The organism is Paenibacillus sp. 32O-W, from assembly GCF_007679495.1.
Taxonomy (GTDB): domain Bacteria; phylum Bacillota; class Bacilli; order Paenibacillales; family NBRC-103111; genus Paenibacillus_L; species Paenibacillus_L residui.
The window spans coordinates 22,211-45,436 of sequence record NZ_VEGP01000044.1; the positions used below are offsets into that span (position 1 = coordinate 22,211).

General features: G+C 43.7%; 20 protein-coding genes and 4 pseudogenes. 16 read left to right on the forward strand and 8 right to left on the reverse strand.

Annotated elements, in window-relative coordinates:
• Positions 1-91 precede the first annotated feature (91 nt).
• The 4 genes from FS806_RS16925 to FS806_RS16940 are packed head-to-tail and all read left to right on the forward strand — an operon-like array spanning position 92 to position 4,774.
• A complete protein-coding gene (locus tag FS806_RS16925) occupies positions 92-871 on the forward strand; it encodes an ABC transporter ATP-binding protein (RefSeq protein ID WP_144939033.1) in 780 nt (259 codons plus the stop codon).
• Positions 861-3,029: an ABC transporter permease gene (locus FS806_RS16930; protein WP_144938993.1), complete on the forward strand. Its 2,169-nt coding sequence runs from the start codon at positions 861-863 to the stop codon at positions 3,027-3,029. Before FS806_RS16925 ends, FS806_RS16930 begins: the two co-directional genes overlap by 11 nt.
• Before the next feature lie 36 nt (positions 3,030-3,065).
• On the forward strand, positions 3,066-3,731 hold the full coding sequence (locus tag FS806_RS16935) for a response regulator transcription factor (RefSeq protein WP_144938995.1): 666 nt from the start codon (positions 3,066-3,068) through the stop codon (positions 3,729-3,731).
• A gap of 8 nt (positions 3,732-3,739) precedes the next feature.
• Complete coding sequence (locus FS806_RS16940; RefSeq protein ID WP_144938997.1) at positions 3,740-4,774, forward strand: sensor histidine kinase; 1,035 nt, start codon at positions 3,740-3,742, stop codon at positions 4,772-4,774.
• 165 nt (positions 4,775-4,939) lie between these two features.
• Here FS806_RS16940 and FS806_RS16945 read toward each other — a convergent pair whose 3' ends face one another.
• Complete coding sequence (locus tag FS806_RS16945) at positions 4,940-5,290, reverse strand: hypothetical protein (protein WP_222126699.1); 351 nt, start codon at positions 5,288-5,290, stop codon at positions 4,940-4,942.
• A 59-nt stretch (positions 5,291-5,349) separates the two neighbouring features.
• On the opposite strand from FS806_RS16945, the gene FS806_RS16950 reads away from it, so the two are divergent.
• Both FS806_RS16950 and FS806_RS16955 read left to right on the forward strand, forming a co-directional pair.
• The gene (locus tag FS806_RS16950; RefSeq protein ID WP_260982138.1) at positions 5,350-6,282 is read left to right on the forward strand and encodes a helix-turn-helix transcriptional regulator; all 933 of its coding nucleotides are present in this window, start codon (positions 5,350-5,352) and stop codon (positions 6,280-6,282) included.
• Positions 6,283-6,329: 47 nt separating this feature from the next.
• On the forward strand, positions 6,330-7,214 hold the full coding sequence (locus FS806_RS16955; RefSeq protein WP_144939002.1) for a hypothetical protein: 885 nt from the start codon (positions 6,330-6,332) through the stop codon (positions 7,212-7,214).
• 83 nt (positions 7,215-7,297) lie between these two features.
• On the opposite strand, the gene arsC is transcribed toward FS806_RS16955, so the two are convergent.
• Genes arsC through FS806_RS16970 form a run of 3 tightly spaced genes read right to left on the reverse strand, consistent with a single transcriptional unit; the run spans position 7,298 to position 9,138 of the window.
• Positions 7,298-7,726, reverse strand: a complete 429-nt coding sequence (gene arsC / locus FS806_RS16960; RefSeq protein ID WP_144939004.1) for an arsenate reductase (thioredoxin) — start codon at positions 7,724-7,726, stop codon at positions 7,298-7,300.
• A 17-nt stretch (positions 7,727-7,743) separates the two neighbouring features.
• Complete coding sequence (gene arsB / locus FS806_RS16965) at positions 7,744-8,799, reverse strand: ACR3 family arsenite efflux transporter (protein ID WP_144939006.1); 1,056 nt, start codon at positions 8,797-8,799, stop codon at positions 7,744-7,746.
• A 15-nt stretch (positions 8,800-8,814) separates the two neighbouring features.
• A complete protein-coding gene (locus FS806_RS16970; protein WP_144939035.1) occupies positions 8,815-9,138 on the reverse strand; it encodes an ArsR/SmtB family transcription factor in 324 nt (107 codons plus the stop codon).
• 178 nt (positions 9,139-9,316) lie between these two features.
• Here FS806_RS16970 and FS806_RS16975 point away from each other — a divergent pair, with 178 nt between their 5' ends.
• The 4 genes and pseudogenes from FS806_RS16975 to FS806_RS16985 form a co-directional block, all read left to right on the forward strand.
• Complete coding sequence (locus tag FS806_RS16975) at positions 9,317-9,766, forward strand: MarR family winged helix-turn-helix transcriptional regulator (protein WP_144939008.1); 450 nt, start codon at positions 9,317-9,319, stop codon at positions 9,764-9,766.
• Positions 9,767-9,819: 53 nt separating this feature from the next.
• On the forward strand, positions 9,820-10,890 hold the full coding sequence (locus tag FS806_RS16980) for a flavin-containing monooxygenase (RefSeq protein WP_144939010.1): 1,071 nt from the start codon (positions 9,820-9,822) through the stop codon (positions 10,888-10,890).
• A 182-nt stretch (positions 10,891-11,072) separates the two neighbouring features.
• Positions 11,073-11,231 (forward strand): hypothetical protein, encoded by a 159-nt coding sequence (locus FS806_RS26810; RefSeq protein ID WP_186328403.1) that lies wholly within the window; start codon positions 11,073-11,075, stop codon positions 11,229-11,231.
• Positions 11,179-11,601: pseudogene (locus tag FS806_RS16985) on the forward strand (chromosome condensation regulator); the annotation flags it as partial. The gene FS806_RS26810 and the pseudogene FS806_RS16985, both read left to right, overlap by 53 nt.
• A gap of 102 nt (positions 11,602-11,703) precedes the next feature.
• Here the strand turns inward: FS806_RS16985 and FS806_RS16990 are convergent.
• Positions 11,704-12,228 carry a hypothetical protein gene (locus FS806_RS16990; protein WP_144939014.1) on the reverse strand — a complete coding sequence of 175 codons (525 nt, stop codon included), beginning with the start codon at positions 12,226-12,228 and terminating at the stop codon, positions 11,704-11,706.
• A 192-nt stretch (positions 12,229-12,420) separates the two neighbouring features.
• Positions 12,421-13,284: pseudogene (locus tag FS806_RS16995) on the reverse strand (helix-turn-helix transcriptional regulator); the annotation flags it as partial.
• Between the two features lie 111 nt (positions 13,285-13,395).
• Here FS806_RS16995 and FS806_RS17000 point away from each other — a divergent pair.
• The 6 genes and pseudogenes from FS806_RS17000 to FS806_RS17025 form a co-directional block, all read left to right on the forward strand.
• Positions 13,396-13,875: a GyrI-like domain-containing protein gene (locus FS806_RS17000; RefSeq protein WP_144939016.1), complete on the forward strand. Its 480-nt coding sequence runs from the start codon at positions 13,396-13,398 to the stop codon at positions 13,873-13,875.
• A gap of 117 nt (positions 13,876-13,992) precedes the next feature.
• On the forward strand, positions 13,993-14,460 hold the full coding sequence (locus tag FS806_RS17005) for a phage tail protein (protein ID WP_144939018.1): 468 nt from the start codon (positions 13,993-13,995) through the stop codon (positions 14,458-14,460).
• Between the two features lie 278 nt (positions 14,461-14,738).
• Positions 14,739-17,392, forward strand: a pseudogene (gene ppsA, locus FS806_RS17010) (phosphoenolpyruvate synthase).
• Between the two features lie 512 nt (positions 17,393-17,904).
• Entirely contained in the window at positions 17,905-18,972 is a 1,068-nt protein-coding gene (rsgA, locus tag FS806_RS17015; protein WP_144939020.1) for a ribosome small subunit-dependent GTPase A, read from the forward strand.
• Positions 18,969-19,985 (forward strand): aminoglycoside phosphotransferase family protein, encoded by a 1,017-nt coding sequence (locus FS806_RS17020; protein WP_144939021.1) that lies wholly within the window; start codon positions 18,969-18,971, stop codon positions 19,983-19,985. Before rsgA ends, FS806_RS17020 begins: the two co-directional genes overlap by 4 nt.
• Positions 19,986-20,535: 550 nt before the next feature.
• Positions 20,536-20,799 (forward strand): annotated as a pseudogene (locus tag FS806_RS17025) (multicopper oxidase domain-containing protein); the annotation flags it as partial.
• Between the two features lie 262 nt (positions 20,800-21,061).
• Here FS806_RS17025 and xerS read toward each other — a convergent pair.
• Both xerS and FS806_RS17035 read right to left on the reverse strand, forming a co-directional pair.
• Positions 21,062-22,132 carry a tyrosine recombinase XerS gene (gene xerS / locus FS806_RS17030; RefSeq protein WP_144939023.1) on the reverse strand — a complete coding sequence of 357 codons (1,071 nt, stop codon included), beginning with the start codon at positions 22,130-22,132 and terminating at the stop codon, positions 21,062-21,064.
• A gap of 632 nt (positions 22,133-22,764) precedes the next feature.
• Positions 22,765-23,142 carry a hypothetical protein gene (locus FS806_RS17035; RefSeq protein WP_144939025.1) on the reverse strand — a complete coding sequence of 126 codons (378 nt, stop codon included), beginning with the start codon at positions 23,140-23,142 and terminating at the stop codon, positions 22,765-22,767.
• Positions 23,143-23,226 lie beyond the last annotated feature (84 nt).

A 23,226-nucleotide genomic window follows, 5' to 3' on the forward strand; every position in this document is an offset into this window, starting at 1 on the left:
TTTTTAGCTTTTTATACTGGTTATAATGTGTATAGCTCAAATCGATCGATGATTATTCCGGAAAGTGATATTCAAAAAAGGAGAGTTATACATGGTCAGGCAAGAAAAATTGCTAGAGGTTCAAGACTTGCAGAAAAGCTACGGAAGGAAAAACAATATAACAAAAGCGTTAAACGGGATCAGTTTTGACATTCTCCCGGGAGAATTTCTGGGAATCATGGGACCCAGCGGCTCCGGTAAAACGACATTGCTAAACTGCATTGCGACCATTATCAAACCGACATCCGGGCGTGTCCTTTTAAACGGGAAAAACATCAGCGCTTTTGATAGTAAGGATTTAGCCGAATACCGCGGCAGTCGAATCGGCTATTTGTTTCAAAACTTTGAATTGCTGGATAATCTAACGGGTCAAGAAAATATATTATTACCCGTATCCATCCATGGGATGGAGCTGACAAAAGCGCGTGCGAAATTAGATGAGCTGGCAAGTTTCTTGGAAATTACCGACATCCTTGACAAATTTCCATCTCAAATGTCCGGGGGACAAAAGCAAAGAGTAGCCGCCGCACGCAGTTTGATTTCCGATCCGGATATCGTTCTGGCGGATGAACCGACAGGGGCATTGGACACACGCTCCGCGAGAACTTTAATGAATAAGTTGGACGGTATGAATAGAAGCAGCGGTAGAACGATTTTAATGGTTAGCCACGACCCGAATGCGGCAAGCTTTTGCTCTAGAATCCTGTTTATTCAAGATGGTGTCATCTTTCATGAATTGCGCCGCAAACAAGAGGAGTCTCGCGAGAAATTTTATGAAAGAATCTTGCAGGTGCTGGCCCAGCTTGGGGGAGGAAGCGCAAATGTTCTCTAGATTGATTTTTCGTAATGCCAAACGCAGCCGCAAGGAAAATTTGATCTACTTTGCAACACTTGTAACGGCAGTCGCCTCGTTTTATATCATTCTTTCACTTGGAAGACAAGATGTTATTTTATTTTTAAGGGAGTTTGAAAGTGATGCGATTGATAAACTTTTAGCTCAAATGCGACTTGTATATGTATTTGCTTTATTTTTATTGTTTTTCTTGATTTTATTCGCTAACCGGTACCAATTGAATCGACGAAGCAAAGAGTTTGGGCTCTATCTCATGTTAGGAATGCGTAAGGAACGCCTTGTTCTTCAGCTTTTGGCAGAGGGATTCGTTACTTCTGTTTTGGCACTTCTTGGCGGCATTTTAATCGGCGCATTTGTGGCGGAAATCATCAGCTTGACGGTTTCTAAATTAGTCGGGCAGGGAATTATCGGGCATCAAATGAGCTTGTCGGTGAGTGCGATTTTCTCTACCATCATCGGTTTTTTATTCATTCAGTGTACAGCACTCGTCATTCTTGGTGGAAGATTGTTTAATCAAGAGGTCCATCAATTGCTTTATGAGCAAATGGATAAGAAAACAGATATGGGGCATTTTAAAGGCAACGTAATCCATATTATGGCAGGTTCTGTCATGTTAGGTGCAGCCTATTGGATTGTTTTATATCATTTCATGGACTTTGCAGGCCTGCTTCTGTTTGTGGCCTTGGCGCTTGGAAGCCTGGGAACGATCCTTTTTATGAGGGGATTTGGCAAATTACTAGGCTTAATGGCTAGCTTGTCCAAGCGCAAAACGACTAAAGGGCTGCACACCTTTACATTAAGGCAGTTTCAAGAGAACATAGCGAATCGATCTGCATCTGTTGCCGTAACATCGATTCTAATTACGTTGTCAATCATTTTGCTGGCCAACGGCGCTTCAACGATTTTAAGTTCGGGAAGTCATTTATATAATAGAGATTCCTCGTTATATGATTTTACGGTTCAAGGGGATCGGCAAAAGGTTGAGCAATTTCTTACTTCAGAAAAAATGGTACCCTATGTTGAGGACCTAAATCTTTTGGAAATGGGAAGGATGAAATACCTTTATGAACATGGGGAAGAAGACTCGCCTTTATCTTTAGTTGATTGGTCCAAATTAAGGGAGCAAATCATCATGGCTCTGCCAAGCAGCTATAAAGAGCGATTTTTATCGGGAGAAATGCAGGGCTACAGTATCAGCTCGGAAAACCCTGAAGCACTTAATCTGCTTGGGGTGCTAGAGATTGATGCAGCGAAGCCTTACCTCATTCCTGAAACATCCTATAATGGACTTTTAGAAGCTATAGGCGAGAGACCTCTGAATCTGCATTCAGATGAAATTGCTTTATACTTTAATCCGGATTTTGTGCCTATGGATGATCTCGGAAGCATGCCCGTACTGGATCATATTCTGAAAAAGGCTGCAATGGAAGGGGAAAGTTTGCTGAGCATTAACGATCAGGCAATCTTTATCCGCCCATCCACTCCAATGAGAGGATTAGTCGCAGACCGTTCTATACAGATTCTTTCAGCATTTATCGTGCCCGATCCTATGTTTGAACGACTAATAAATACGGAAACCTATGTGTCCTATTGGAATTTCCGCATCCCGCCAAAGCTGCAAGACGAACAAGGTTTAATGATTCCAATGATGGAGGCTAGAGATTTATTAAAAGCTTCTGGCTTCGACTTTGAAAGTTATTTACAAAACTTTGGACGGAAACTTTTCTATGTAGTAGCCGGTAGTTATACGACATTATATATGGGATTCTTATTTTTGATTATTGCTTGTACGGTGTTGGCTTTACAATTTCTGACACAGATGAAGCAGACAGCCGGGCGCTATGTAACGCTTTCCATGTTGGGCGCCAAACGTCATCAAATGAAAAAATCAATGCATAGACAGGTGTTGTTGACCTTTCTCTTACCAATATCTCTAGCCTGCGTCAGTGGAGCGGTCGGGATAAGGGCTATGATTTCTTTTGTTATGATTCGCATCGAGGACAACGCGCTGATGTATCCGATCGCCTTTATCTTTGCCTGTATTGTCATCGTAATTTTGGCCATTTATGGAGTAACCGTTGCCCGTACGGCAGATCACGAGATCGATAAATTACGCTGGAAGCCAAATATAGATTAAGGAACCGTTTAATATCCCATCGAAGGAGGTGCCGAAGTGGCAAGGATTATCATTGTTGAAGATGATTCATGGATGAGAGAAGAGTTAATAGACATATTGCAAAAAGCCGGTTACGAAGCGGCAGCCATTACGGATTTTCATGATATAGCTCAACAAATAGCCGCTTTGGCACCAGACTTGGTCTTATTAGACATCAATTTGCCGGAACAATCCGGATTTGACATATGCCGAAGTCTAAAATCAAGGGGGATTGGTCCCATATTGATTCTTACTTCTAGGGATAAGCTGCAGGATGAATTACATGGTCTTCATTTAGGTGCAGATGATTATCTCACAAAGCCATGCAATCGCGATCGATTATTAGCGCGCATTCAGAACCTGCTAAGAAGATTTGAAAGCCAACCAGGCTGGATAGACGGGGGCGGTTTTTGGCTGGACCCCAATACCTTTACTTTGTATAAGGGCTCACAATCGTTATTATTATCAGCTAATGAAGGGAAAATTTTATTGGCTTTAGCGCAGCATAGGCCTGAGATTGTAACCAAGTCAACACTGAGTGAGCTTTTATGGGGAACAGACCAATATATAGACGAAAATGCCCTTCAAGTAAATCTCACTCGTTTACGAAAAACACTTCGACAATTAAACCTGGAAAATCAAATTGAAACGATAAGGGGTCAGGGGTATCGGCTTAGGGGGTAGGTGAAACCATGAGATGGATAAAGGAAATTTATAATTGTTTTCATGCTTATAAGCTATGGTTTCTTATTTTAATAGTGACAAATCTCCTGTTTATTTTTTTCGCCTGGTTGGCTTACCCTGAAACGTTCAAGGTGTTAGTGGGCCTGATGATAGTTTTTACGCTGGCAATGATAACGTTACCTGTCTTCGTAATTATGAGAAAACAAAAAATAATCGAAGCTGCCCTTCAAGATTTTTTGTTAGAACCGAACGAGACGAACGAAGACATATTATGCCGGGTATCTCCAAAGACACATCATCCGTTTATCCGCAGAATGGGTAGCGTCTTAAGATCCTATCAGACGGAACTCAACGAACAAGTGATGGAGTTGGCCGATTATGAAAACTATATCGAAGGCTGGGTTCACGAAATTAAAAAGCCTCTGTCTTTGATGACATTGGTATTAGATAACCGCAGTGACGAAATGTCTCCCCTTGTAAGACGGCGTATGCTTCATGTTAGAGATCAAATGCTCGGAGACGTAGAGCGAATCTTGTATTTTGCCAGGCTTGAGGCCGCTCATAAAGATTATATGTTTGAATCCATACCATTACTCGCATTTTGTAAACAGACAATGGAAGACCATCGAACGATACTGGACGAATCCGGCTTTCAAATACAGTTCATAGGTGAAGAAAGGGAAGTGATTTCCGACCGCAAAGGATTGGCTTTTATATTAGCACAAATCATCGCGAATAGTACGAAACACGCGGCACAGAACCAGGTCCATCCCATTCTGACATTTGAAACGGCTTATGACAAAGAGAGTGATCACACCATACTAAATATTAGTGACAATGGACCCGGTGTATCCGGGGAAGATTTACCCTTTATTTTTGATAAGGGCTTTACTGGAAGGAGAGGTACTTATACAAGAGAAGCAACAGGTATGGGGCTCTTCTTGGTGAGCAAAATGGCTTATGATTTAGCTATTCAGTTGGATGCAAAATCAGAGCCTGGTTCGGGATTGACCCTATCGCTCATATTTCCGCACGTGAAATAGAACCTCATTGACTCCACTCTATCATTTTGAATGACGAGCTGCTGGTGTGGATGGATTGGAGGGAATATGAAGAAGATGCGATCAAATGGTTCAATGGGCATTTGGCAGAAGCGGATCATATTGCATCAGGTCGGTAAGGATATCGCAAAGACGAGCAAAAGTGCATTAAAATCCCGCCTTTTTCCAAAAATAAGGCGAAAGAAGCTCAAATGTGCAGTTCTTTTTGCCAAAATGGGGCCATTTCGCAAAAATCGCTCCAAAGACCTGCACAATCGCTTTAGAATAAGGCAACGCGCGGCTTTTTCCCAAAAAGACCTGCAGTTTTGAAGTAGATTTTGATGACAATGACGGAATTATTCGATAGATTTCGATACCGGGCAAATAACTTCCCTGCGGGAAACAAATAGAACTCTCCACTCGTGAGGGTTCTTTTATTTTTATATAGCGGCCTGGAGAGTGGTCGTAAGGCAATGATTTTATTTTATAGCCTAGAATTGGTGACATACTAGGTGTCACTAATAAAATGGTATAATGTGTTAACCAGTTGTTCAGAGGGGGAAGCGTTTGTGAAGAGAATGGATAGGCTGATGGCTATCCTCATGGCTTTACAGCAACGGGCGGAAACGGCACAGTCATTAGCCGATAAATTTGAAGTTTCCAAGAGGACGATTCTTCGCGATATGCAATCCCTTTCGGAAATGGGAGTTCCTCTTGTCTCCATGACCGGTCCAACAGGCGGCTTTCAATTAATGGAGGGGTACCAATTATCCCCTTTGCAGTTTACTTCCCAAGAAGCACTCACTATATTGGTGTCTCTTCAGGCGATGACCAAAATGACCGATACACCGTTTAATAAAGAACGATGGACTGTTATCGATAAAATTAAAAACAGCCTGCCCGAAAATATCTTAAAACAAATCGAACCGATTCTTGAACGAACGGAAGTTGAAGTGCCAAAGCGAAATTATAAAGCCCCTCAACTGTCTGCGTTGATAGATTATACCTCGGAATCCAGATGGCTGAAAGTATTTTATAGATCTCAGAGGCATCAACGCTGGCTGTGTATTTTACCGAAAAGAATATACACATCTCATGGTTTTTGGTACTGCGAAGCCTATTCACCTACTCATGAAGAAGAGCGATTATTTCGGGTGGATCGTATGGATAAGATAGAAGTCATCGAACGCCCGGAGTATGAAAGTGAGAATCACCTCTCCCATAAGGATCAGAGCAATTCAAATAATGTGTCAAGCTCATTTAGGGTTAAGGCAAAGCTTACATATAGGGGCATGCTTCAAGTTGAACAGGATATCCATATCGGGGAATGTGTTCACGCTCTTTCCAATGAGGAGTGGGAGGCAGACTTTCAATGTCCAGCGACAGAATGGTCTTGGGCGGTACGTTTTTTCTTTTCACTAGGATCAGACGCTGAAGTGACTGAACCGGAAACATTACGTAAAGAGATTTATAGAATGGCTGAACGATTATGTAATCAATACAAATCATAAATATAGCGGATACATAATGAAAGAGAAATTATAACGAGGTGAATAATATGAATCAAACAATAGTGGAAAGGGCAAAATCATTTATTTATAACCATGGCAGACTGTTAGACAGGAGGCGCTTTGAGTACTTTTTTGAAGGCGGCAGTAAAGAAGCCGTAATCTCCGCACTTCAGGCTTATCAAAATCATGACGGAGGATTTGGAAACGCACTCGAACCCGACATCCGCTGTCCGCATAGTCAACCCGTTGCAACGGAAGTCGCCCTCTTGGTTATGGATGAGATGGGCTGCTTTGATAGGGACATCATCAGAGGAATTGCCTGCTATTTAAAGAAAATTACCGTTTCAACCGGTGGATTCCCTATCGCTTTACGAGAACTTAATGAATATCCTCATGCTCCTTGGTGGACGGTAAAATCAGATCCATTAGCAAATATTAACCCAACAGGACAAATTATGGGGCTTCTCCTTAAACAAAATGAAGTCACTGACTTTTATGAAGAAGAATGGTTTCAGCAAACGCTGCAATATCTCTGGGATTATGTTGACCGTGAGGAGCCATCAGGCTATCACGATGGCGTACAGTGGATTTCTTTTTTAGAGCATGCACCGGACCGACAAAGAGCAGAGGCGATTCTGGCCACTAAAGTAGATAAATGGTTGAGCAGACAGGATACCATTGAACGAAATCCAGCGGCTAAAGGATATGTACATAAAGTTCTAGATTGGGCTTCTTCACGAGAATGTTACGCTGCCAAGTTTATTTCGGAAGAAGAATTCAAACAGCATTTATCCCATCTCGTGGAGCAGCAACAGGAAGATGGAGGATGGCCTATGTCATGGCAGGAAGTTAGTTTAGGAGCCGCTTTGGAATGGCGGGGAGGGATTACTGTCGAACGGTTGAAAACATTGAAATCTTACGGAGTTTTATAGAAACGCGTAAAGAACAATACAGAAACCGATTCGAAGTGGAGCCAAAAAGCGTGCCATAACACTGCACGCTTTTTCCCGCAATTTTAACGATCCTCGGTTAGAAACCGTTCCAAACGCGCCTTAATCGCATCCCGAACCGCTCGAAAATGGTTCATAATTTCTTCCTCGGTTCCGGTGGCCTTGGCTGGATCATCGAAGCCCCAATGCCATTTCACTACGTTTTTATTGGAAATAACCGGACAATGTTCGTCTGCATGGCCGCATAGCGTAATCACATAGTCAGCCCGATTCAAAATCTCCGGGTCGATGACATCCGATGTATGGCCGCTAATATCGACACCGACTTCCTTCATTACCTGGACGGCACGCGGATTCAGCCCATGTGCCTCCAACCCGGCGCTTTGTACTTCGTAGCGATCATTGCCGAGTGCCTTCAACCAGCCATCCGCCATTTGGCTGCGGCAAGAGTTTCCTGTACAGAGGAAATAAACTAGTTTTTTATTATCCGACATGACGAGTCCTCCAAATGTTAAGTTGATTGCTTCGAAAAATACTTCCGCTGAAATCGAAGCGCGACGTTGACTAAGGCAATCATCACGGGGACTTCTACAAGAGGACCGATGGCGGCCGCAAATGCCGCGCCGGAATGAATACCAAACACCCCGACGGCAACGGCAATCGCCAGCTCGAAGTTATTTCCCGAGGCGGTAAATGCCAGTGTAGAAGTCACCGGATAACCAGCTCCGGCTTTCTTGCCCATGAAAAACGAAATCAGGAACATGACGACAAAGTAAATCAGGAGAGGAATCGCGATCCTCACGACATCCAAAGGCAATTGGATAATCATTTCGCCTTTAAGCGAGAACATGACTATGATCGTAAACAATAAAGCAATCAGTGTAATGGGACTGATTTTCGGAATAAAGACGGTTTCGTACCAGGACCGGCCTTTTGCTTTTACAAGCGTATAGCGAGTAATCATCCCGGCCAGAAACGGTATTCCTAAATAAATAAACACGCTCTTGGCGACTTCGGCCATCGTAATATCGACGACGACGCCTTCCAAACCGAACCACCCCGGCAAAATCGTAACAAATATGTAGGTGTACACGGAGTAAAACAAAACTTGAAAGATCGAGTTGAAAGCAACGAGTCCCGCTGCATACTCGGTATCCCCTTTACACAAATCGTTCCAAACGATAACCATTGCAATACAGCGGGCTAGACCGATCATAATCAGTCCAACCATATATTCGGGGTAACCTTGGAGAAAAATAATAGCCAAGAAAAACATTAAGATCGGGCCAATGAGCCAGTTTTGAATCAATGAAATAGTTAACACCTTGCCGTTTCGGAAGACACGGCCGATCTCTTCATATCGTACCTTCGCTAGCGGCGGATACATCATTAAAATGAGGCCAAGCGCAATCGGTATCGATGTAGTTCCGACTTGAAATTCATTCAAACCGGCGACCAAGTTAGGAAATACATAGCCCAGCCCGATCCCTAGCGCCATCGCAACAAAAATCCATAGCGTCAAATAGCGGTCCAGAAAAGAGAGGCGCTTTTTCTCTTGTTTGCTCACTTGCTGTACACTCCTTTACTCGCATGTAACCGTCAGCCCTTGCTGCTCCAATTTCCGCAGCTCCTCGGTTAAATCAGGCAAATGGGAAAGAGCATAACCAATTTCCTCTAACCGCTTCTCGTTAATCGAATAGAACACCCACTGCCCCTTTCGTGTTTCGCGGACCAGTTCGGCCGTTTTTAGACGGCTTACATGTTTAGAAATGGCTGGCTGGGAAATTTTAAAGATGGGAACCAGTTCGCACACGCAGCAATCACGAGTACGAAGCAAGGATAAGATTTTCAGCCTTGTCGGATCGGCGAGGGCTTTAAAAATATCCGCTATTTTTTCAAATTCCATTGACATGAATATCACCCCAGCAGTTATAAACCATATAACCATATTGTTATTTGTATATGAGAAAAAGTCAATACAAAAATTATCATACTCTTACAACCGATTTTCTGAGACAAAGGAAAACTAAATAATTGCAATTTGCAAATAAATGCGATATAACTGTTTCATGAGGTGAAGCATAGTGGAAAATGTACGTGAACTATTTCAAATCATGACTCGTCGCTTTGGCTTTATGAATAAAAACTGCTGTTCCGCCGGCGGCTGTGATATCTCCTTAATTCAAAGCCATATCCTTTACGAAATTGATCGTCAGCATAAGCCCTCCATGCAGCAAGTAGCAGAAGCATTAGGGACAGATATAACGACATTCAGCCGACAAGTCCAATCGTTAATCAAAATAAAATTGGTGAAAAAAACGCCCGATCCGGACGACCGGAGGGTGAATCTGCTTTCCTTAACAACGGAAGGCAAATATGTTGCGGCGTCGATTGACCGGCAAATGAACGAATATTTAAACGAAATTTTCTCATACATGAACAATTTTGAAAAAGAAACCGTCATTCACTCAATCAAGCTTTTGAATGAAGCAATGGCGAAATCGGGCCAATGCTGCTCAACCCCTAGTGGGTGATCTTTTTTTTCAAAAAAACTTGCAACTTGCAAATAATTTGAGGAGGACTTGGAATGACACCGGTTTTAGATGCAATTGTTATCGGAGGGGGGCAAGCCGGTCTTGCTTCCGGATATTATTTGAAGAAGAACGGGTTGAAATTTATGATCCTGGAAGCAGGCGAGCAAGCAACCGGTTCTTGGCCACATTACTACGATAGTCTAAAGCTGTTTTCGCCAGCTCGGTTATCATCATTGCCGGGCATGAAGATACCCGGAGCTGCAACCCACTATCCATTACGAAATGAAGTGATTCAGTATCTAAAGGAGTATGCCGAGCGCTTTGACTTACCGATCCGGACTAACCAGAAGGTTGTTGCCGTGGAGAATAGCGAGAACGGCTTTTCGATCCGAACGGCAGCAGGAGACGAATATCATGCGCAAGCGATCATCAATGCGACAGGCTCGTTTCATAATCCTTATACGCCAGCAATAAGCGGAAGGGAAGCCTTTCAAGGGGAAGTCCTCCACTCTTCAGCGTATCGAAATCCGGATCGTTACCAGGGGCAACGAGTGGTGGTCGTCGGGCGAGGAAATTCTGCGGTTCAAATTGCGGTAGAGCTTGCCGACAACAGCCATACATCGCTCGCCGTTCTTCGGCCCGTTCAGCTTACGAAAACAAAAGTGTTGGGAGTTGATCTGCATTTTTGGATCAGAGCCGTCGGCTTGGATACCTTTCCATTCTGGCGATTTGGCAAAAAGCCTCCAAGTCCGAGTTCCGTTGCCGATTTGGACGATTACAAAGCAAGATTAAAGGCTGGAAAGCCGGATCAACGGACCATGTTTACCTCTTTTTACTCGGAAGGCGTCGTCTGGCCTGACGGAATGAAAGAACCGATACAGACCGTCATCTTTGCGACCGGATATCGTCCCAATCTGTCTTACCTTCAGCCTATCGGGGCGCTTGACGCCGAGGGGAAACCGCTACAGACAGCAGGAATCAGCCTTTCCGTTCCGGGACTGTATTATGTCGGATTGGAAGGACAGCGTTCGTTTGCTTCCGCCACATTAAGAGGGGTGGGGCCGGACGCGAATTACGTTGTTCGCAAGTTACGGCGTTATCTGAAAACAAGAAAACACCTGTAGGGAGGCAAGTTCCCATAAACTTGAACCGTGGTGGACCTTAAACCGGGAAAAGTCGTTTTGGACCTCGACCAGCGAAGGAGGTTTCGAATGTTTTTTGGCCTCTCGGAAAGTCGGGGTCGACATGGCGTCGGTAATGGGAGTCGCGCCCGCAGCAACGCCCTCCAAGGAGGGTTCGCGAACAAGTGGCGAAAAATCAATTCCGCAAATATCCAATGTTGGTTTATAATGATATCACTTATATTCCAATGACATGGTACGATAGCAGACTGTTCGGCAAGGAGGTCAGACATGGATTGCATTACACCGAAAGAAGCGGCGTTAAAGGGGAAACGATGGCCTAAAGCTACCATAGCGGCGGGTTGTCGTCATACCGTTGGTCTTAAATCTGACGGCACGGTGGTGGCTGTGGGAAATAATAAACATGGCGAATGTAATGTAAGCGGCTGGCACGATATGGTGGCGGTTGCGGCTGGTAATGTTCATATGGCGACAAACACAGGCAATGCTCATACCATCGGGCTTAAATCGGACGGTTCTGTGATCGCTGTGGGTTGGAATGAGCATGGCCAATGCAATGTAAGTAGCTGGCGCGATATCGTAGCGGTAGCGGCGGGTTGCGCTCATACTCTCGGCCTTAAATCGGATGGCACGGTGGTGGCCGTGGGAAATAATCGGTATGGCCAATGCGATGTAGACGGATGGCGAGCCATCCAACTGCCAGGCAATTAGTTTTCTTTTAACCATTGGCTTGTGGATTACAGAATTACAGGGCTGCCGAATGGCAGCCCTAAAATTTAGTCGATGGAGTAACTATTATTTTAATGGGTAACCCTTTAAATATTTTTCCATAAGCTCGTTTGCTACACCAAGTGCTTCCTTCCTATTATTGGCCGGTGCTGAAATCATAAAGCCATTATTAACATCCCAGTATCCGTTAGAATCATTTTTCCAAATAGCTATCTTGCTAAAATTATTATTAACAAATATTCCACCATAGGAATAGGTGTTCGGTACTCCGTTTACAATGTATGTATAAACAATGATTGCTTCTCCATATTTTCCAAGGCGAAGTTCTAGCTCCCTTTGCTGTTCAGGAACAGGTATAGTTTCGCCCTCAATATCGATAAATCCTTTAAATGTTTTTATTCCGACAATATTTCTTTGAACTTTCCCATTAATATTTATAGTCACCTGTTTGACATGATCACTATTCTCTTCACCTAATTGAAACATGACACCTTCAAAAGTAAGTGATTGCTGCTTCGGATAGTAATACATAATGATTGCTAAAATCATCGTTGCCAGCAGCAGAGAAATAAATATCAATTTTTTTCTCAAGATCCGGGATACCTCCCTTTTTAAACGCCAAGTAGTAATAATGACTTGGTGAAAGATGATTTCCCCAGAAAATAACAATGCTCGTTGAAACAAATTAACTCATATATTCAGTAATTGTCAATATGATTTCTGTTGTTTAGAAAATCTACCTTTATTTCTAAAGATTATCTGACAAATGGTGCCCGGTAGTTAGGTGATTTCAGTTAATTCTTCTGGATGATCAACATGGATAAAAGTCTTTAAGATGGCTGTGGTTTGGTAAGGATTCGTATAGGAAATGGAAAGCTTTAAAGGATGGTATTTTTTGAACTGGGCAATCGCCTTTGGACCAAGCTCCAGAACAAGGTTGATGACTTCTTCCCGCTTGCGTAGTTTTTCTAAAATCTTTTTCTTACTTAATCTTTTTTTCGTAGGGTATGGTTTTACATCGGTGAGATTGTCGACCGGAATGATCCGCCGTTTTTCTTCCTCTAAGTCAAAGCCTTCAATTTGCCATAGGCTTTTTTCACGATAAAGGTGCAAGAGATAAATGGGATAAGACTTTATATCCTTCCCTTCTTTAACGGAAACTAATAAATAACTGTCCACAAGAAGGATTTGGATTAATTTTTCTAACATAGGATGGGGCAGATCTGACAGATCAAGCAGGTCGGGATTATTGGGGTTGGTCCCTTCGAAAAGCAAGATTTGATTTAATAGAACAAGGTCATCTTGCTGGTTTTCCGAGATGAGACCTAATAATTTTTCAGCTAAAGACTGACGGCTCTTCAGATAAGGGAGCTGCTGATTTCTCGTGGCCATAAAGGCAATAAACAGTGCTTTAATTTCATTATCGGTAAAGCGGACCGTGGGGAGGACCGAGTTGTTCATGACAAAATAACCCCCATCTCTTCCAACTTCAGCGACAAGCGGCATCCCCATAGCTTCAATTTCTCGGATATCTCGAATAGCTGTCGAACGAGAGATATTAAATTCTCGCATGATTTCAGAAATGGTAAAGTGGGCGCGGTTGTTGATATACCGCATGATGATATTTATCCGTTCAACTTTTTTCATCGGGCCCCCCTAAACAGTATCATTTTTTGACATGATTTAAAGTTATTATAAACCCATCAAGTGAAAAGATAAATCATTTGATAAATTTTTATAAAAAGGAAGGTTTTGAATATGGCGAATTATACGCTTGAGGAAAAAGACAGCTTTATCGTTGTAGGAATTGGAATTGAGCTTCAGAGCGATTACACGGACTATGTCGGCATAAACAAGGAGAAAGCAGACTTTTGGGAAGCTGTGAAACAAGATGGAAGGCTTGACACTCTAAAGGCCGTAGCCGCCAATGACTACATTTTTGCCGTGAACGAAGCGGTGAATAACAAGATGATGTATTATGCCGGCGTCATGACAGAGGCCTCGCTACCAGAAGCAACTAGAGTTATTCAATTTCCTAAAGGGGAATACTTGGTTGTAAAAGGGGAAGGGAAGACGGCTGAGGAGTTGAGTAATATGCTTACCGGCATTGCCTTCGGACAAGTCCTGCCGGAAGCACAGAATTTTGCCTATGTTGGCGGGCCAAATGCAACGGTTGAGATGGGGCAGAGAGACGGCTTAGTATATGGTGAAATGTGGATTCCCGTTGTTAGGAAATAAGGATAAACGGCTATCGCCGTCCTTATTTTAAAATAGGGGTTAGAGTCTGCTTCCGTGCGATTTATGCTCGAAGCAGGCTCTGGAACAACGCTTACAAAACTTTTTGGAGGGATGAGAATGTCCTATATCGTTGACTTTAAAAACGTGTCTACGGTTGGTTTAGAGTCTTCATCCGTAGCAGAAGCGCTTGCCGGTTTGCGAGCTAATGAAGCCCGTTACTTTATGAACAAATATAAGCATGAATTTACGGTTGTACCAGCCAGCGAAAGCCAGGAAACCCTAGATTATGTAAACCGAATTTTGAAAGAAGAACGTGACATTGAGTTTGCGGCCAAGCCTTTGGAAACGTCGCGTTTTCAAGTGGAAAATATCCAGTGGACCTTCGTTTTTTACGAGGATGGTCTTGGACTCAATGTCATGTATACGGTTGATGACCCGAAGAAGCGGGCCGTTGGTTTTAAGCTTTCTGAGGGGATGGAGGTCCCCAAGGAGTTGGAGGAGAAGAAGTTTAAGTTTGCCAGGCAGAAGTCTAAACTAGCCGGAACAATTCGGGGATCGTTTTTCGTCATTAAAGGTGAATACTAAGGGAAACACAGGTGCATACTTCCGCGAATATGTCGGTATGCCGTTAAAAAACTACGAGATTTTAGAATCTGGAAAATGATAGCGGAAATCAAAAAAAGAACCCGGATCGTTTGATCAGGTTCTTTTGTATTGCAAAAAAAACAGACATGATGATATAATCAGATCACGACTGCGACAAGAGATATATGTATAATTATCTTATCTTACACTTTAAGTATAACATGCCGAAAAACTCTTGTCAAATGTTTTTTTTCAATCTAATTTAAGGAGAGATGTTGATGAGTTCGTTGGTTCTCGGCTTCCAGGAAATCGACAAAACGCAGATTTTGCTTGTAGGCGGAAAGGGTTTAAATTTAGGGGAATTATCAAAAATTGAGGGGATACAAGTACCGAAGGATTTTGTGTGACAACCGTGGGGAATCAAAGAGCCATCGAACAAAACGAAACCTATCATTCTTTGTTGAATCGACTAACCATGCTAAAAGCAGAAGATCGAGACGATATTGCTGGAACCAGCAGGAAGATCAGGCAAATTATTATGGAAGCCGAAATTCCTTCTGACGTCGTGAAAGCCGTTACTCATTATCTCTCCCAATTTGGCGAGGAACAGGCTTATGCCGTGCGTTCGAGTGCGACTGCCGAAGATCTGCCGCATGCCTCATTTGCGGGTCAACAAGACACCTATTTAAATATTATCGGCAAAGAAGCCATCTTGCAGCATATCCGCAAATGCTGGGCTTCCTTATTTACGGATCGCGCGGTAATCTACCGTATGCAACATGGATTTGATCATCGTCAAGTTTATTTATCCGTTATCATTCAAAGGATGGTTTTCCCGCAGGCCTCGGGGATTTTATTTACCGCTGATCCAATCACCTCCAACCGAAAGCTGCTATCCATCGATGCCGGCTTTGGACTTGGAGAAGCACTGGTCTCCGGCTTGGTATCCGCCGATTGTTATAAAGTACGGGAAGGGGAAATCATCGATAAGAGGATTGCAACTAAAGATTTGGCTATCTATGCACGAAAAGAAGGCGGAACAGAGACAAAGCAAATCGATCCCGATCAGCAAAAGATTCAAACACTTACTGATGAGCAAATTTTGCAACTGGCACGCATCGGCAGACAGATCGAAGCTTATTTCGGCCAGCCCCAAGATATCGAATGGTGTTTGGTTGATAATACCTTTTACATTGTCCAGAGTCGGCCAATTACGACTTTATACCCCATCCCTGAAGCCAATGATCAGGAAAATCACGTCTATGTCTCCGTCGGTCACCAACAAATGATGACAGACCCCATAAAGCCATTGGGATTATCTTTTTGGCTGTTAACGACTCGTGCCCCCATGCGTAACGCTGGCGGAAGGTTGTTCGTTGATGTAACACCTATGCTGGCTTCACCTGCTAGCAGAGAAATGGTATTAAATAATTTGGGACAATCCGATCCGCTCATCAAAGACGCACTGATGACCGTCATCGAGCGAGGAGATTTTATAAAATCATTACCAAGTGACAAAGAACAGAGTGCCGGTAAAAGCAAAGAAGCTATACCGCCTGCGGGTTCTCAAGCACAACTCGAAATCGATCCGACCATCGTTTCTGATTTGATTCAGCGTAGTCAAACATCGATCGAGGCGTTAAAACAAAATATCCAAACGAAATCCGGATCGGATTTATTCGATTTTATTCAAGAAGATATCCAGCAATTAACGAAGACGTTATCCGACCCACAAAGTTTGGGTGTGATTATAGCTGCTATGGATGCATCATCATGGATCAATGAAAAAATGAACGAGTGGTTGGGTGAACAAAACGCGGCAGATACGCTTTCTCAATCTGTATCGGGCAATATTACTTCGGAAATGGGTCTGGCGCTATTGGATGTTGCCGATGTGATTCGTCCTTATCCGGAAGTCATTGAATATTTACAACATGCAAAAGATGATCACTTTTTGGATGAACTGACGAAATTCAATGGCGGAAAGGAAACCCGAGACGCTATCCTTGCTTTTCTCGATAAATACGGCATGCGATGTACCGGAGAAATCGATATCACCAGAACTCGATGGAGCGAAAAACCGATTACGCTTATCCCATTGATTCTCAGTAACATCAAAAACTTTGGTCCTAATGCCAGCAAACGGAAATTTGAGCAAGGGCGGCAGGAAGCATTGAAAAAAGAACAAGAGTTATTGGATCAATTGAAGCAATTACCGGATGGGGAACAAAAAGCAAAAGAAACCAAAGAAAAGATCGACCTAATTCGGAATTTTATCGGGTATCGGGAATATCCGAAATACGCCATGGTCCATCGCTACTACGTTTATAAGCAGGCTTTAATGAAAGAGGCCGAACAGCTTGTACAAGCGGGCGTTATTCATGACAAAGAAGATATATATTATCTCACTTTTGAAGAACTTCACGAAGCCGTACGCACAAAGAAACCGGATGACCCGGGTTGCATGGTCGAGCAGCAAGCAGGGCTTGCGATTAGACAGATCATCAGCCAACGAAAAGACGAGTACAAATTATATGAAAAACTAACTCCGCCTCGTGTGATCACGTCCGATGGTGAGATCATCCTGGGTAAATACAAACGAGAAAATCTCCCGGCCGGAGCGATTGTAGGTCTGCCTGTTTCTTCCGGAGTTGCAGAGGGAAGGGCGCGTGTCATCTTAAACATGGAAGACGCCGATCTGGAAGAAGGAGATATATTAGTCACCACCTTTACGGACCCCAGCTGGACACCATTGTTCGTATCCATCAAAGGCCTGGTCACCGAAGTTGGCGGACTGATGACCCATGGCGCAGTAATCGCACGTGAATATGGCTTACCGGCCGTTGTCGGAGTGGAGAATGCTACCAAACGGATAAAAGATGGGGAACGAATTCGCGTGCATGGAACCGAAGGGTATATCGAAATATTGTAATGGCTGAATACGTTAGTTGGCGGAACGCCATGTGAAGAGGTAGCTGGCTGATAAACTTTGCTTATAATCAAATTTTCTATTGATGTCTTATAAAGGGTTATGCCACACTATAGAAGTGAGATTGTATTCCAGCTTTTTCCCGCGAAAGGAGATGTTTTTAATGACTGCTTATATGGTATTGGTGGTTTTAACTTAACCGAATATCGGGCATAGTATATTCCAATCTTTATTATAGCTTGGAATGAGAGTAACCGGGAATATCACCATCTCCCGTGTTTGTTTGCTATGCCATAAACAGTAACCTTTCGTGAATACTGCTGTTAGCGGGACTGGTCGTTGCCTTCGGCAACTGCTCTCCATGCAACCCGGATACGATGAAGGTCGTATCCTTTTTTTGATTATAAGCCGACTCTTGGCTTTTCGCCGCGAAACAGCAGCTTCTTAGGAGGCTGCTTGTTCGCGGTATTTTTATGCCCAAAAACAACTTTAATTTCTAGGAGAGGATAGGTCCAATGATTGATTTGAAACAATACGGCTATATTGAAGCCGAAACGCCGCCGATAGGCTTAATACCCGGAAGGGTTACGGAACTACAGCGAGAGCAATATACCGTCATCACCGAACACGGAGAAGTGAAGGCTGTATTGAAGGGCTCGTTCTACCACACTGCGGGGACTCGGGAAGATTTTCCGTGCGTTGGCGATTTTGTATTTCTACAATACAACGAAAACGGCGCTTCGCGCATTGCCAAATTGCTGCCTCGCCGCTCGAAATTTTCTCGCGCTGACTATTCGGGACACTCGGCAGGGTATGTCAAAACCATATTGGAGCAAGTCGTAGCAACGAATTTTGATTACGTATTTATCGTGACGTCCCTAAACTGGGATTTCAAGGTCAGCCGCATCATGCGCTACCTGACGCAGACACGGCAGAGCGGCGGCCAGCCTGTCGTAATCTTAACAAAAGCTGACCTGGCCCCGGATTTCAGCGCACCGTTAGCCGAGGTTCAGAAAGCCGCTCCTGATGTGCCGGTACACGCAGTTTCCAGTCACACCGGGAGTGGTTTAGACGGGTTGAGTGAATATCTGCAACCAGGGAAAACCGTGGTATTCCTCGGCATGTCCGGCGTGGGAAAATCCTCGCTGCTAAACGCCCTGATGAATCAGGAAGTGATGACTGTCAATGCTATCCGCGAGGCCGACAGCCGGGGCCGGCACACAACGACGCATCGCCAGCTTTTCATGCTCCCTTCCGGCGCGATGGTTATTGATACGCCGGGTATGCGTGAACTTGGGCTGTTCGGTGCGGACGACGGGATCAGCGCGGGATTTAACGATGTGGAGGAATTATTCACACAGTGTCGCTTCAATGACTGCCGTCATCAGACGGAGCCGGGCTGCGCAGTCCTTGCCGCCCTTGCCGATGGATCATTGGCGCCAGAGCAATGGGAGCGTTACCTTGTACAGAAGCGGGAAAACAAGTTTGTGGATGATAAATCGGGGTATCTAATGGATAAACGGGCGTGGCAAAAATCGATTGCCATGCGACATAAGAGTAAAAACGGAGGGTACAAGAAATGAACAACCATAATGAAAGGATTGTAAAGCCCGAAATACTGGCGCTTGCTTTGGGTAAAATGCTCGACAAGACGATAATCCGCGCGGATTATCAACTTAAAGAGCTGCAAGGCGGGACAGTAGGAGATGTTTGGCTTGTAACAGGCATGGTTGAAACTTCCGATGGTGAAAATCTGCCGTATAAGATGGTTTGGAAAACACAGAAAAAATTTGAGCGTTACGGTGATCCGGAATCATGGCGAAGGGAATACGACCTCTACGCATCAGATTTCCAAAAGTTGTTCTTCGATTCGTTCCGTTGTCCGGAGTGTTATCACGCCGAAATAAATGGCGATGAGATTCAACTGTGGATGGAATATATTGATGGTGTATCAGGCTTAAATCTGACCTCGGAAATGTATGAACGTATAGCCGAGGAATTGGGGCGATTTCAAGGCAGGTTGTATACTGAACGGCCGAAAGTATTGCAGAATCTGTCCAATTTAAGCAAGGTTGAGTTTATGAAAAACTACTATCTGCGGTATCGGTCATGGAATGTTTTGTATGATTATATACGCTCCGATGACTGCGAAATTCCGAAGCACCTATGTAAAATGCTCATAGACATAGATAACCACGCGGACGAAATATTCAGACGCATTGAAAAGCTGCCAATAGTGCTTTGCCACAGAGATTTTTGGGTGGCAAACATATTCTATTCGGACAGTAAAATCGTACTTATCGATTGGGATACCGCCGGATGGGGGTATATGGGCGAGGATATCGCGAGTTTAATAACGGATGAAGCGGACGTCCCTCATATGATTGAATACTACCAAAAATGCATTCCGGCGTATTACAGAGGTTTTTCGGAATATGCGGATGTGTCCCATATCTCCGGCCATTGTATCTATGAACTTATCCTTGTTATGTTCGGCTACAGGCTTGTGGAATGGTATAAATTCGCTGAGTCGCCCGAAGATAAATCAATGCACCTTAATGCCTTGCAAAAAATCCATGAGATGAGAAATATGTAGATCTTAGAAATCGGTACTATTCCGCAGGCGAGTGTCGCGGCGAATTGTAATATAATGGATGAAATTGGAAGCGGAGCATTTAAAAACATTGGTTATGCAAATCTAAAGAATCGAGGGGAATATTCGAACGTATAAGGATTCTAGTGATTTAAAACGTATGCAGCAACTCACAAAAGGTGATTTAGCTTAGCAGCGCCATCGACACGTTGGGAGCGAGGATAATTGGATTACTGCAATTTGGGAAATTGATAATAAGCAGTAGCATGGGGATGGATTAGACTTCCTGTAACCTATCAAATTGACCCCAGCTATCCTGGGTTGTCAAAGGATGTTATTGATTGGTTTGATAGAATGACCGAAACCAATGAACAAAGAGTAACTGTCCTAGAAGCGGAGTCCCATTCCAATAGCAGAAACTCCTGAAGTCCTCACGAAAATTTCATTGGATAATTGCCCTTTCCCAGTTACATTGCCAGAAAAATTTAAGGCAAGACATATCAAGGGTACTGAGGATTTAACAAATCGAGCGGCAGTACACAAGGCTGCATTCCATTCAACAAACCTTCACGGGCATCATATGACGTTATTGAAGAAGAACGGCAAGAAAGTAAAGACGCCTTGGATGACCGACACGTTAAATGTCTATGCAGGTGAGACTTATGAGGTGGCATTTATCGCGGACAATCCTGGAATGTGGATGGATCACTGCCATAACTTGGACCATGCTGCGACAGGGATGACCTTACACTTGATGTACGACAACATCACCCCTTCTTATGAAGCAGGAACGAGATCAGGGAATTTGCCGGAATAATAATGAGTTGCAGGGATGCGGTGCACGTAATTGACTACTTCCACTTATACATCCTTCACCAGAAGAATAAAAACGAGCCGGATTTCCTTAACGTTCGGAAATTCCGGCTTGTTTGATCAAATCTTCACTTAGCGTACGTATTCCGCGTTTTGTTGGCGGGACCCCCAAACGTCTGATCGAGCCCTTGTAACATTAATTGAAAACGGGGCACTTGTTTAGATGTAGTAATAGCAGCAGGGAAGAGCCCATGGCAATTTCATCATCATAAACGATTGATGGCCGCTTCCATCGTTTTATCAGTGAGCTGTGCATACAGCTCCGTTGTGTCCGTGCTTGCGTGACCTAGTTGCCGCTGCGTTTTATAAATATCATTCTTTAAATAATAGCTTGTCGCAAACGAGTGCCGGAGCTTATGTACCGTGAGCATCGGCTTGCCGAATGCAGCAGCATATTTGCTCACCATTTGTTGAATGGCGCGTTTTGACATACGTTTGGCTTGCGAGGCACCTCTAGGAATGGCCAAAAACAATGCTTTTTCCGTTCGATCATGAGGGTAAACGATAGAACGCATTTGCAAATATTGCACCAGAGCTTCTTTACCGGTTTCCGTAAAAAATATGCTCTGTTTGATGCCCGGATCCTTGCTGCCTTTACGGTAAATGTGCGCTACTTTTTTCGTTACATCGATGTCATCGATATCCAGGTTTACAACCTCGGAAACGCGCATACCAGAGGCTAAAATGAGGGTGACAATTGCTGTGTCCCGAACTCTGTTCATTTGATAATAATGGAGCGCTTGCGGGTTGTCGGAGATTTGAGTAATGCAATCACGCGCAATGAATGCGCAGAAGTCATGAATCTCCGTATCGTCTTCTAGAATCTTGCCGTGCAACCGGCTTGCCATCAGTTTCGCATTGGTGAGCCGTTGTGTTTTTAGTTTTGCCATGACATTTCGCTTTAAAAGGGGATAGTGGTCGTCATCCTCGGCAATCTGGCTTAAATAATGGAACAATGACTTGAGGGAAGCGATTTTACGCTCACGTGTCACCTTGCTGTTCTGGTTTCGAAGCTGCAGATGAAGCTTGTATGTGTCGATATTTTGCAAATTTAGCTGTTCGAGATCGAATAGGGTGATCTGATCCATAGAAAGGGCAGAGGAGAGGCCTTCCTGAATCATCCAGTGAAAGAACATTTCGAAATCCCGTGTATATTCCAAAAGGGTGGAAGGGGAGAGATCAGCAAGCTTGTGCTGGATATATTGCTCGACATACCAGGGAAACAGGGGGAGCCGCCGCTCCAATAAATGTAAGTCTTGAGCCTTGATAACGTTCATAGCAACACACCTCCAATATAGTTAACCACATTAATTATTGTAATAGGAACATTAGTTCCTGTAAAGTGTTGATTATTAATATCATTAACTATATACACAAAAAACGTATTTTGTGCGTAAGATGGTCAATAGATCGCTGCCCTAAACCGAGCAGCGATCTATTAGGTAAGCAGCGCAGCAATTGCTCCAGATCGAAGTGCATGTAAATGAAATGGACTTCGTTGCGAGAGACAAGCGGTTCCTGCAGTGTACGGACGCTTGTCTCGTTTGCAGCAGCAACGTGCTGAACGTATGCCGCAGATGGTGAAGGGAATAGCGATGCTGCGGCAAACCCGCTTAATCAGTTCCCATTTAAAAATGCGGTGAAGGCCCCGCGGGATCGATCGCGTGGCCGTACCCGTTTACAAATACCGGTTCTTTAAAACGCGACCTCATCAAGCAAAGTACGATATCTCTCAATGAGCGGAATGACGATTTCATGGAGGGGCAGCAGCCCGGCTGCTGGATCGATTTGCTCCCAAGTCAAATCCACAGGCTCTTGCCGACGTATTCCGGTAGTGGCGGCGAGCTTAAAGATCAGTTGAAACTCGAAATCAAGCGCCAGTTATTGGTACGCGTCTCACATTCTCTATTTAGTTTACATAATATACATTATCGGACTCAATAGTATTATTTCTTTTTCCGATTCTGCCGCTGTTCAATTCTGTAAACCTAACTGCATTTTTAAATATTGCTTGCTCCGAACAATAACTAATATACCTCAAAAGCATTAGTGCAATGGTCAGCGATCCAATTTGAATTAGAAAAACATTTACTGGAACGGATTGAGTAATGGCATCCAATACAACTTTTGGAAGCCATATTCCCATAAACGCTAATGCTATATCCGAAATAATCCGAATAAATGGAACTACAGCGGCTTTCTTCTCAAATAACCATTGCTCATAAATCATAAATTTTAGATTATTAAAAAATCCATGAGTATTTTTTTCATTTTTGTTTTTCAGCACCTATACTCTCCCTCAATAAATTAATATTTTCTCCGTTTTTCTCCCTATTTCGCATGATTTCATCTTTGACTTACGAAGTGCTTG